This window comes from Ruegeria sp. N11 (assembly GCF_056531525.1).
Genome location: NZ_JBQFLX010000015.1, coordinates 64,703 through 76,373, shown reverse-complemented (window position 1 = coordinate 76,373; position 11,671 = coordinate 64,703). Strand labels below are relative to the sequence as shown.

General features: G+C 58.4%; 10 protein-coding genes. 3 read left to right on the top strand and 7 right to left on the bottom strand.

What is annotated here, in order from left to right; all coding sequences use genetic code 11:
* Window positions 1–28: 28 nt before the first annotated feature.
* From ACR0J8_RS16270 to acs, 4 genes are all read right to left on the bottom strand, one after another.
* On the bottom strand, window positions 29–1,813 hold the full coding sequence (locus ACR0J8_RS16270) for a sodium:solute symporter family protein (protein WP_170616216.1): 1,785 nt from the start codon (window positions 1,811–1,813) through the stop codon (window positions 29–31).
* Between the two features lie 5 nt (window positions 1,814–1,818).
* Window positions 1,819–2,103, bottom strand: coding sequence for a DUF4212 domain-containing protein (locus tag ACR0J8_RS16265; protein WP_170348424.1), 285 nt, complete (start codon window positions 2,101–2,103; stop codon window positions 1,819–1,821).
* A gap of 186 nt (window positions 2,104–2,289) precedes the next feature.
* A complete protein-coding gene (locus ACR0J8_RS16260; protein ID WP_480526011.1) occupies window positions 2,290–2,973 on the bottom strand; it encodes an adenylate kinase in 684 nt (227 codons plus the stop codon).
* A gap of 7 nt (window positions 2,974–2,980) precedes the next feature.
* The gene (acs, locus tag ACR0J8_RS16255; RefSeq protein ID WP_480526013.1) at window positions 2,981–4,945 is read right to left on the bottom strand and encodes an acetate--CoA ligase; all 1,965 of its coding nucleotides are present in this window, start codon (window positions 4,943–4,945) and stop codon (window positions 2,981–2,983) included.
* Window positions 4,946–5,372: 427 nt separating this feature from the next.
* Between acs and ACR0J8_RS16250 the strand changes: the two genes are divergently transcribed.
* From ACR0J8_RS16250 to ACR0J8_RS16240, 3 genes are read left to right on the top strand one after another with little or no spacing between them, the layout of a single operon-like run.
* Window positions 5,373–6,389 (top strand): C4-dicarboxylate TRAP transporter substrate-binding protein, encoded by a 1,017-nt coding sequence (locus ACR0J8_RS16250; RefSeq protein WP_480526015.1) that lies wholly within the window; start codon window positions 5,373–5,375, stop codon window positions 6,387–6,389.
* A 59-nt stretch (window positions 6,390–6,448) separates the two neighbouring features.
* On the top strand, window positions 6,449–7,078 hold the full coding sequence (locus tag ACR0J8_RS16245; protein WP_170616227.1) for a TRAP transporter small permease: 630 nt from the start codon (window positions 6,449–6,451) through the stop codon (window positions 7,076–7,078).
* Window positions 7,079–7,081: 3 nt separating this feature from the next.
* Complete coding sequence (locus ACR0J8_RS16240) at window positions 7,082–8,485, top strand: TRAP transporter large permease (RefSeq protein WP_480526017.1); 1,404 nt, start codon at window positions 7,082–7,084, stop codon at window positions 8,483–8,485.
* A gap of 254 nt (window positions 8,486–8,739) precedes the next feature.
* Here ACR0J8_RS16240 and ACR0J8_RS16235 read toward each other — a convergent pair whose 3' ends face one another.
* The 3 genes from ACR0J8_RS16235 to rocF are packed head-to-tail and all read right to left on the bottom strand — an operon-like array spanning window position 8,740 to window position 11,633.
* Window positions 8,740–9,783: an ornithine cyclodeaminase gene (locus tag ACR0J8_RS16235; RefSeq protein ID WP_480526019.1), complete on the bottom strand. Its 1,044-nt coding sequence runs from the start codon at window positions 9,781–9,783 to the stop codon at window positions 8,740–8,742.
* A gap of 9 nt (window positions 9,784–9,792) precedes the next feature.
* Complete coding sequence (gene ctlX / locus ACR0J8_RS16230) at window positions 9,793–10,713, bottom strand: citrulline utilization hydrolase CtlX (protein ID WP_170806199.1); 921 nt, start codon at window positions 10,711–10,713, stop codon at window positions 9,793–9,795.
* Complete coding sequence (rocF, locus tag ACR0J8_RS16225; RefSeq protein ID WP_480526021.1) at window positions 10,713–11,633, bottom strand: arginase; 921 nt, start codon at window positions 11,631–11,633, stop codon at window positions 10,713–10,715. Before rocF ends, ctlX begins: the two co-directional genes overlap by 1 nt.
* Window positions 11,634–11,671 lie beyond the last annotated feature (38 nt).

Here is an 11,671-nt window from a genome sequence, read left to right as displayed (position 1 = left end):
GCCATGGAGGGTACCGACCACATCAGGCTCACTTGTTCTGAGCTGCGCCCGCACCACGGGGAATGCGCACGCTTTCGACCAATTCGACGATCTCCGGCGGAGTCTCTTTGGTCATACCGGCGACGACGTAGGCAACGCCGAAGTTGATCATTGCACCAATGGCACCGAACGATGTCGACTTGATCGGACCCAACAGCGGGTCAGCATCGGTGAACGAGTTGGTGTCCGGAATGAACAGCCAGCCCTTGTGCAGGAAGATGTAGACCAAGGTCACGGTCAGACCTGCCAGCATACCAGCAACTGCGCCAGTGTTGTTGATGCGGGTCGAGAAGATCCCCATCATCAGTGCCGGGAAGATCGAGGCCGCCGCCAGACCGAAGGCAAGTGCCACGGTTTGCGCTGCAAAGCCCGGTGGGTTCAGACCCAGATAGGTTGCAACGACGATGGCCACGGCCATGGCGATACGAGCCGCCAGTAGTTCTCCTTTTTCAGAGATCTGCGGGTTGATCGCACCTTTGACAAGGTCGTGGGACACCGCCGACGAGATCGCCAGCAACAGACCCGCAGCGGTCGACAGGGCAGCCGCAAGACCACCGGCCGCGACCAGACCGATCACCCAACCCGGCAGGTTGGCGATTTCGGGGTTGGCCAGAACCAGGATGTCGCGGTTGAACTTGGTCAGTTCGTTACCGACCCAGCCTTTTTCTTCCGCAATGGCCTGCATGTCGGCATTCGCGTCATTGTAGTACTGGATCTTGCCGTCGCCGTTCTTGTCTTCCCAGTCCAGCAGACCGGTTTTCTGCCATGTCTGCATCCAGTCGTAACGTGGATCGGTGTCGATGTCTTCAACCGAAACAGCGCCACCTTCGATGCCACCGTTGGGCCACATCATGTCGGTGATGTTCAGTCGCGCCATTGCGCCAACCGCAGGGGCAGTCAGGTACAGCAGAGCGATGAAGACCAGCGTCCAGCCAGCCGACCAGCGGGCGTCAGACACTTTCGGTACGGTGAAGAAGCGCATGATCACGTGCGGCAGACCGGCGGTACCGATCATCAGCGACAGTGTGAACAGTACCATGTTCAGCGTGTTCGAGTGGTGGGCGGTATATTCGTTGAAGCCCAACTCGGTCACGATCGCGTCCAGCTTGCTCAGCAGAGGCTCTCCGCCTGCGGTGTCGCCAAACAGACCCAGCGCCGGGATCGGAGTGCCGGTCAACTGCAGCGAGATAAAGATCGCCGGGATCGTGTAGGCGGTGATCAGCACGCAGTACTGAGCGACCTGAGTGTAGGTCACACCTTTCATCCCACCGAAAACCGCGTAGGCAAACACGACACAGGCACCGATCAGCAGACCGGAAGTGTTCGACACTTCAAGAAAGCGGCCGAAGGCCACGCCAACGCCGGTCATCTGGCCGATAACATAGGTCACCGAAGCCACGATCAGACAGATCACCGCAACGATACGGGCGGTCTGGCTGTAGAAGCGGTCGCCGATGAATTCCGATACGGTGAACTTGCCGAACTTGCGCAGGTAAGGTGCAAGCAGCAGTGCCAACAGCACGTAGCCACCGGTCCAACCCATCAGGAAGGTCGAGTTGTCATAGCCGGTAAAGGCAATCAGGCCCGCCATCGAGATGAACGAGGCCGCGGACATCCAGTCCGCCGCTGTCGCCATACCGTTGGTGACCGGGTGAACGCCGCGACCGGCGGCGTAGAATTCGGATGTGGAACCCGCACGGGCCCAGATCGCGATGCCGATGTACAACGCGAACGACGCGCCGACAAACAGCAGGTTGATGGTAAACTGGTCCATGGGGGTTACTCCTCATCCACGCCGTATTCGGCGTCCAGCTTGTTCATGCGCCAGGCGTAGTTGAAGATCAGCACCAGAAAGACCAGAATTGATCCCTGCTGAGCGAACCAAAAGCCCAGGTCGGTGCCGCCAACAGCGATACCCGACAGCAGCGGACGCAGCAGAATGCCGAATCCGAAAGACACCAGCGCCCAGATCACGAGGCTGATGTAGATGAGGCGCAGGTTGGCCTGCCAATAGCCCTTATCGGCCTCGGCAGCCTGCGCGGAGTTTGTAGATTGATCCGCCATCGCGGGTTCCTCCTTCGCTTCGTCGTTGAGCGGCCCCTTGCCCAACTCCTCCAGTGCGTTGGGCCGCCTCTCGAATGCGCCGAACGCCGGGTGGCGTTTGGCAAAACTTCTCCGGTCCGCCAAGGCGGGTCCGTTGAAGTATTCTTTTGTTGGATCAGAGCCCCAAATTGGGCTTCACTTATCCCCTTAACTCATCACGTCGCCGACGATCTGTTCCAGATTACTGGCGATGTCTTCGATCCGGCCCATGGCGTTGGTCCGTTTCAAAACCTCATGACTTTCGTAGTAGTCGATCAGCGGAGCGGTCTGCGCATGGTAGGCTTCCAGCCGGGACGCAACGGTTACCGCATTATCATCGGCGCGGCGCTTGAACCCCGTGTGACCGCATTTGTCACACTTTCCTTCGACCGCCGGTTTCTTGAACTGATCGTGGTACCCCTCACCGCAGCCGGCACAGGTATAGCGGCCCGAGATGCGGGTGATCATCTCGGCATCCTCCACCTCAAGGCTGATCGCGGCGCTGACCTTCTGACCGTTTTCGGCCAACAGTCCATCCAACGCTTCGGCCTGAACCGTAGTCCGCGGGAATCCGTCCAGAATGACACCCTTGGCGCAATCCGGTTCCACCATCCGGTCGCGCAGGATGGCTATGACGATCTCGTCACTGACAAGATCGCCGGCTTCCATCACGGCCTTCGCGGCCTTGCCTGCCTCGGTTCCGGCAGCAACGGCGGCCCGAAGCAGATCGCCGGTGCTCAGTTGAACCAGCCCGAACTTTTCTTCAAGCATGCGGGCCTGTGTGCCTTTCCCGGCGCCCGGAGGGCCGAGAAGGATCAGAACGGCGGGTGTGGTGATCGTGGCAGCGTCCATCACATCCTCACTTGTTCGCGCGGTTTTCGATCAGGTCTTCGACGACCGACGGATCAGCCAGTGTCGAAGTATCACCCAAGCTGCCAAAGTCGTTTTCGGCAATCTTGCGCAGGATACGGCGCATGATCTTGCCCGAGCGTGTCTTGGGCAGGCCAGGCGCCCACTGGATCACATCCGGGCTGGCGATCGGGCCGATTTCGGTCCGGACCCAGGTCCGCAGTTCTTTCAGCAGTTCGTCGCTGGGCTCACGATCATTCATCAGGGTGACGTAGCAATAGATGCCTTGCCCCTTGATTTCATGGGGATAGCCAACGACAGCGGCTTCGGCGACGGCGGCATGCGCAACCAGAGCACTTTCTACCTCGGCCGTGCCCATACGGTGCCCGGATACGTTGATCACATCGTCAACGCGACCAGTGATCCAGTAATCGCCATCCTCATCACGGCGGCAGCCGTCACCGGTGAAGTAATAGCCCTTGTAGTCCGAGAAATAGGTCTTTTCGAACCGCTCATGATCGCCCCAGACGGTGCGCATCTGGCCCGGCCAGCTGTCCTTGATGCACAGAACGCCTTCGACCCCATTGCCCTCAATCTCAACACCGGATTGCGGGTCCAGAACCACCGGCACAATGCCGAAGAACGGTTTCATGGCCGAGCCGGGTTTCATCGCGTGTGCGCCGGGCAGGGGGGTCATCAAGTGGCCGCCGGTTTCGGTCTGCCACCAGGTATCAACGATGGGGCATTTCCCTTTGCCGACAACTTCGTTGTACCAGTTCCAGGCTTCGGGGTTGATGGGCTCGCCCACTGTGCCCAGAACGCGCAGGTCGCTCAGGTCGCATTTGTCGACGAATTCATTGCCTTGCCCCATCAGGGCACGGATTGCGGTCGGCGCGGTGTAGAACTGGTTCACCTTGTGCTTTTCGCAGACCTGCCAGAACCGCGAGGCGTCCGGAAATGTCGGCACACCCTCGAACATCAGCGTGGTCGCTCCGTTGGCCAGTGGGCCGTAAACAATATAGCTGTGGCCCGTGACCCAACCCACGTCTGCAGTGCACCAGTACACGTCACCATCGTGATAATCGAAAGTGATCTCATGGGTCATGGCTGCATAGACCAAATAGCCGCCGGTCGTATGCACCACGCCTTTGGGCTGACCGGTTGAGCCCGAGGTATAGAGAATGAACAGCGGGTCTTCTGCGCTCATCTCGGCGGGCGCGCAGTAGTCATCCGCTTCAAGCGCCATTTCGTTGTAGTCGTGGTCACGCCCATCCACCCATGTGGTTTGGCCACCGGTCCGCTTGACCACCAGACATTTCACGGTGTCCTTGCAGTGCAGCAAAGCCGCATCGGCATTCGATTTCAGTGGCGTCTTGCGGCCACCGCGCGGGGCTTCGTCGGCAGTGATCAGGACCTTGGCGTCGCAGCCATTGACCCGCGCTGCCAGGGCGTCCGGGGAAAAGCCTGCGAAAACAATCGAATGGATCGCTCCAATCCGCGCGCAGGCCAGCATGGCATAGGCGGCTTCGGGGATCATCGGCAGATAGATCACGACCCGGTCGCCCTTGCGCACACCCATTGATTCCAGAATGTTGGCCATCCGGCAGGTGCGGCGGTGCAATTCGGCATAGGTGATGTGCTGCGCTGCGTCGTTTGGATCATCCGGCTCCCAAATGATCGCGGTTTGATCGCCGCGTGTCGCCAGGTGACGGTCCAGACAGTTTGCCGAAACATTCAGCGTGCCATCGGCATACCAGTTGATCTTCACCGAGCCAAAGCTGTAGTCCACATCCTTGACCTGAGTATAAGGCTTGATCCAGTCGACGCGCTTGCCCTGTTCATCCCAGAAGGCAGCAGGATCACTGACAGAGGCTGCATACATTGCCGCGTATTTGTCAGCATCGATATGCGCACGGGACACGATTTCTGCGGATGGCGGATATGTTTTGGCATCTGCCTGGGCAGCGGTTGTCATACTGAGGCTCCTCCCTCTAGGACTGGATATTGATGAACCGATTTTGCCCGTCAAACAGGCAATGTCGACCCGTTTCCTCCCGATTGCGAATATACGGGGTTCTGAAAACAAATAAATAAATTGCCGTAGTTCCACGATTTGTTTGTAAACAAATTTCGCTATATGGTTAAAAAATGTAAAGAAACATGAAAAAGATAAAAAAAAGGTAAAAATAACAATGCCTACCGTGTAACTGTTTTCGAACTGCAGTTTTCCGGAAATTCCTGGATGCCTTTTGGATTCCCAATTCTTCTTTCGATTGTACCGGCAGGTCGCGCCCTGAAGGCGGCAACTCATCAGCGTCTGCGGGGTTGGCACATCCGGATGTTGGCGCTAGCTTTATGTCCAAGCGCTCTGACCAAGGGGCGCATCACAGGGAGAGATCACTATGAACAGGATGTTAAGCGCCGCCGCCGTCGCGGCCATTGGCGTGGCCTTTGCAGGCGAAGCCGTTGCGACCGAATGGAACGCCTCGGTCTGGGGCAAGCGCCGCGCATTTACAGAGCATGTTGAAAAGCTGTCCGAACTGGTTGCCGAAAAGACCGGCGGCGAGTTCACGATCAACGTCAGCTATGGCGGCTTGTCAAAACCCAGGGAAAACCTGGACGGGATCGAGATCGGCGCATTTGAAGTGGCGCAGTTCTGTGCGGGCTACCATAGGGACAAGAACAGGGCGATCACCGTTCTCGAACTTCCGTTTCTGGGCGTGAACAATCTGGACGAGGAAGTGGCGGTCAGCCACGCGGTTTATGACCACCCGGCCGTCAAAGAAGAAATGGCGCGGTGGAACGCCCGGATCATCATGACGTCGCCCATGCCGCAGTATAACCTTGTCGGCACGGGCGAGCCGCGCGACACTCTTGCCGCTTTTGATGGTATGCGCGTGCGCGCGACCGGTGGGTTGGGCAAAGCGTTTGAAGCCGTAGGGGGCGTGCCAACATCCGTGCCCGCCACAGAAGCGTTCAATGCGATGGAATCCGGGGTTGTCGATACTGTGGCATTTGCCCAGCACGCACACCTGTCCTTCGGCACCATCAACGAAGCCGACTGGTGGACGGCCAACCTGAACCCTGGCACCGTAAACTGCCCGGTCGTGGTGAACATCGACGCTTATGAGGCGCTTCCGGCAGAACATCGCGAAGCACTGGACAGTTCGATTGACGAGGCGATCGATCATTATCTGGCCAATTACGGGGCCCTGCTTGAAAAGTGGGACGGTGTTCTTGAGGAAAAAGGCGTTCAGAAAGTCATGATTGACGATGCCGTCCTGCAGGAGTTCCGCGCCAAGGCGGCAGATCCGATCCGCGAACAGTGGATTGCCGACATGACCGATCAGGGTCTGCCTGCGCAGGACCTGTACGATCTTGTTCAGTCGACACTGCAGCAGCAACGCGGCGGAAACTGATGTTATGAACCGGATGCCATCGGGCGTCCGGTTCTCTTCAACGACAAGGAAAAAGCAGGATGGCGGGACAGGCCACCGTGCTGGAGGATGGCAGCCGTCTCAGCCGTCTGGACCAGCATCTTCTTCGGGCAGAAAGACTGCTGGCCCTGATCAGCGGTCTGGCGGTTTTCTCGCTGATGGTTCTTGCCGTTGTATCGGTGAGCGGCCGGAATGCGCTTAACGCGCCATTGCCGGGCTATGTCGACTGGATTGAACAGGCGATGCCACTGATCGCATTCCTGGGCGTTTCCTACGTACAGCGAGATGGCGGGCATATTCGCATGGACATCGTCATCGCGCGTCTTCGCGGCCGGGCGCTTTGGTTCTTCGAGACGATTTCCGTCGTCTTGATCCTCGTCCTGATGATGGCCCTTGTCTGGGGCAGCTGGTCCCATTTCGAGCGGTCGTTCGATTTTGCCGCGCCGATGTGGAGCAGGGACAGTTCCATCGACATTGGTATCCCTCTGTGGCCGGCCAAACTGTTGGCTCCGGTGGCGTTCTCCGTTCTGTGCCTGCGTCTAGTTTTGCAGATCTGGGGATATGGGCGCGCGTTTGTTCTGGGGCTGGATCACCCGGTCGCTGTGCCTCTTATTCAGGACGCGGCCGCACAAGCCGCAGCCGAGGCCGATCAGTTCGAAGGGCAAGGCTGACTCATGGACACGATTGAAATCGGATTGTGGGTCACAGGCGGCCTGTTGTTTTTGGTGGTCACGGGAATGCGCGTCGCCTTTGCGGCGGGGCTGGCAGGGCTTGTTGGGCTGGTATGGATTTTCTGGGCCAAGTTCGGATATGACCCCAACCGCTTTGGCAAGGCGCTGACGGTGGCAGTGAAAACGGCCGGACAGGTGCCGCATTCCAAGGTGGCCTCGCACACGCTCAGCCTGATCCCGACATTCATACTCATCGGCTATCTGGCCTACTATGCCGGGCTGACCCGCGCCTTGTTCGAGGCGGCAAAGCGCTGGATTGCCTGGGTTCCGGGTGGCCTGGCGGTATCGACCGTATTCGCCACCGCAGGCTTTGCCGCCGTTTCGGGCGCGTCCGTCGCCACGTCTGCCGTTTTCGCCCGTGTTGCAATCCCCGAGATGCTGGAGGTCGGGTACAACAAGCGATTTGCAGCCGGCGTTGTCGCCGCCGGCGGGACATTGGCTTCCTTGATCCCTCCGTCCGCCATCCTTGTAATTTATGCAATCATCGTTGAACAGGACGTTGGCAAGCTTTTGCTGGCCGGGTTTATTCCCGGCGCGTTCTCGGCGGTCATCTATGGGGGCCTGATTGTCGGCATCGCCGTTGTGTTCAAATCAGTCGGCCCGCCGGTCACCGGCTTTACCTGGAAGCAACGTTTCGCATCGCTGCCTGGGGCAATGCCAATCGTCGCGGTGATCCTGATCATCATCTGTTTTGTCTACAACCCATTTGGCGAAAAAGCCTGGGGCACGCCGACTGAAGGCGGAGCAATCGGAGCCTTCATCGTTTTCTGCTTTGCCATCTATCACGGCATGCGCTGGGGTGAATTGAAGTCGGCGCTGCTGGAAACCGCCAAGCTGACGGCGATGATCTTTTCGATCATCTGGGGCGTTCTGATCTACGTCCGTTTTCTGGGTTTCGCCGATCTGCCCGGAGCGTTCTCCGACTGGATCACGTCGCTTGAAATGTCACCCATGCTGATCCTGATCTGCATCCTGTTGGCCTATGCCGTGCTTGGAATGTTTATGGACGCGATCGGCATGCTGTTGTTGACATTGCCTGTTGTATACCCTGCGGTAATGGCACTGAACGGCGGCGAAGCTGTCAGCGCTGCCGAGAGTGCTTTTGGAATGTCCGGCCCGATGTGTGCGATCTGGTTTGGAATTCTGGTGGTCAAAATGGCCGAGTTTTGCCTGATCACGCCGCCAATCGGGCTGAATTGCTTTGTTGTGGCTGGAGTGCGTCCTGATCTCAGTGTTCAGGATGTCTTCAAGGGCGTGACACCGTTCTTTGTGGCCGATGCCGTTACCATCGCCCTGCTTGTGGCCTTTCCGGGTATCGTACTCTATCTGCCGTCCCTGGCTGGTTGACCTGGGTTTTTGCGAGGCTCTGCCTCGCGCTCCGGGATATTTTTGGCCAGATGAAGTAACGGATCTTTAATCAAATTGTCGGATACGGGATTGGCGGTACAGGCAGGGATGCCGATGACCGCGCCAGGTGAAGCTCTCCGGACCAATGGTCGGAGAGCGGATCCCTTGTTCATCTGGCCAAAAATATCCCGGGGGAGTCGCCCGAAGGGCGGCGGGGGCAGCGCGCCCTTGACCATTGAAACCCCCAGCTGGTTTCAGGTTTCGGCGCGCATCAACATGCCATAGAGGTCACGTGGATCGTCGGGGTCCGCCAGCATGTCCAACGGCTCGAAGAAGTCTGTCTCTTCGATGGCGCGTTTGATGTAACGAAGGGCAGAAAAATCTTCGATCGCAAAACCGACACTGTCGAATAGTGTAATCGCCCGTTCATCCGTGCGCCCCTTGGCCTGGCCTGTCATCACCTGCCAGATTTCAGTCACGGGGTGGTCTGAGTCCAGGGCCTGAATTTCGCCTTCGATCCGCGTTTGCTCGGGGTATTCAACAAATATTTCCGAACGCAGCAGGATATCCTTGTGCAACTCGGTCTTGCCCGGGCAATCACCGCCGATTGCGTTTATGTGAACGCCGGGACCGACCATGTTGTCCGTCAGAATGGTGGCGTATTTCTTGTCAGCTGTACAAGTGGTGATGATCTGTGCGCCTTCGATGGCGTCTTCTGCCGTTTTGCAGGATACAACAGTCAGACCCTTGCCTTGCAGGTTTGCCGCGCATTTGGCCGTTGCATTCGTGTCGGTGTCATACAGCCGCACAGTGTCGATGCCGCACATTGCCTTAAACGCCAGGCACTGGAACTCGGATTGAGCGCCATTTCCGATCATGGCCATCGTCGTTGCGGATTTCGGTGCCAGATAGCTGCCGACCAAGGCAGAGGTTGCTGCCGTTCTCAGGGCCGTCAGCATGGTCATTTCAGTCAAGAGGGTGGGATAGCCCGTGTAGACATCCGCCAGCAACCCGAAGGCGGTCACGGTCTGCAGACCCTCGGACGTGTTTTTTGGATGCCCGTTCACATACTTGAAACCGTATGCCTCACCATCCGAAGTTGGCATCAATTCAATCACGCCATGGGGGGAATGGGCGGGGATTCGGGGCGTTTTGTCGAAGCTTTCCCATCGCTTGAAATCAGATTCGATCTGCGCGGCAATCTGCGTGATCATCTTTTCAAGGCCGATATGATGGACGAGGCGCATCATGTTGTCGACGGAAACAAAGGGCACAAGCGCCTTGTCAGAAGGTTGCATCGGGGTCTCCTATCGGCGGGACAGGTGAATGCCTGCGATCATGCAGCGCACGGATCCACCCGCTGTTTCAATTGTGGGAACCGAAAGCGGCAGTGGTTTTGCACTGGCTTCGATTATGGAAATCTGTTCGGGCGTCAGCGCTTCCAGCGCCCGGCTGGACAAAGCCAGGACCAGACCGTCTTGGCCAGCCAGCTCAATGGCGTTGCCCGCGAATTCCGCGATCTGATCGTGGGTAAGGTCGATGACTGCACGACCGGTTTCCTCCAGCCTGGCTTTGACTGTCGCGCGTCGCTCGGGGTCGGTGATCATGTCTAGGCAGATCAGCGCGTATTCGGTGCCGATACCCATCAGAACGTTGGTGTGATAGACATCGCGCCCTTGGGCATCTTTCGCTTCGAAAACAATAGGCTCATAGTTGAAGTGAGTGCAGAACCGTTCGAGCAGAACGGGGTCGGCGCGGTTTGATTTTACCGTGTAAGCAACCCGACCAATGTGATCCAGGACCATCGCGCCGGTGCCTTCCAGCGCCAGCTTGTCCTGTTCCAGTCCGGAATAGTCGATCACGTCCTGAACCCGGTATTCCTGTTTCAGCATCTCGATGACGTCGGAACGGCGTTCGCGCCGCCTTGAGGGAACGTACATCGGATAGATCGCGACATGCCCACCGGGATGGGTCGAAAACCAGTTGTTCGGGAACACACTGTCGGGTGTGTCCAGTTCTCCGTGATCGTCAAAGACGTGAACCCTGACACCTGCGGCCCGCAGTTGCGCGACTGCCTGATCATGTTCATCGCGCGCCGCAGATGAGGTTGCGGTCGCCGAACGGCTGGCAAGTGTCTGGAACGCATTGTCCCCGTGCGTTTCCGGGTTCGAGGCAAATGCATGCGGCCGGATCATCACGACGGCCGAAGGGGCTTGAAGCGACTGCATCAGAAACTCCGGGTTGGACGATCGAAGATGCGGCGACCGAGTAACGAGGCGGCCAGATCGACCATAAGTTTTGCGGTTCGGCCGCGTTCATCCAGAAACGGGTTCAACTCCACCAGATCCAGTGAGCGGACGAGGCCGCTTTCATGCAGTAGTTCCATCACCAGATGCGCTTCCCGTTCGGTCGCGCCGCCGGGAACGGTGGTGCCCACGGCAGGTGCGATGGCGGGGTCAAGAAAGTCGACGTCCAGCGAGACGTGCAGGATACCGTTTTCTGCGCGGACGCGGTCTAGAAAGGCCATCAGCGGTGCTTTGATGCCATTTTCGTCAATGCTGCGCATATCGGCCAGCATGGCGCGGTCCTGTTCCAGCGCGGCCCGTTCCGCCGGATCGACCGAGCGCAGGCCGATCATGCCGACACGGTTGGTGGGCACAGGTGCCGTGAGTGGCGGAAAAGCGTCAAACCCCTGGCGACCGGTGAAATAGGCGACCGGGGTGCCGTGCAAATTGCCGCTGCCGGTGCTGTCGGGCGTGTGAAAGTCGCTATGGGCATCCAGCCACAGAACAAAGAGGGGCTGTCCGATGCTGTGCGCGTGGGTTGCCATTCCTGCGACCGTACCCATCGAAAGCGCGTGATCACCCCCCATGAAGATGGGCAAACCTTGGCGGGCGCTTTCTTGCGCCGCACGGCCCAGCGCCTGGGTCCAACCGACACATTCGGGCAAGGCGAACAGGTGAGGATGCTCGGCGGTTGCGACGTCGTCCGGGCGGACATCACCGAGGTCCGACACGTTGTGGCCCAGATCCAACAGGGCCTTCTGCAAACCCGCGACGCGATAGGCATCAGGACCCATGCGGCATCCCTGCCGACGTTTTCCGGCGTCCATTGGGGCGCCGACAAGTATTATGTTTTCATTAGCCATGTGTTTGTCTAACCTTTCAACACGGCATCCCGGAAGAT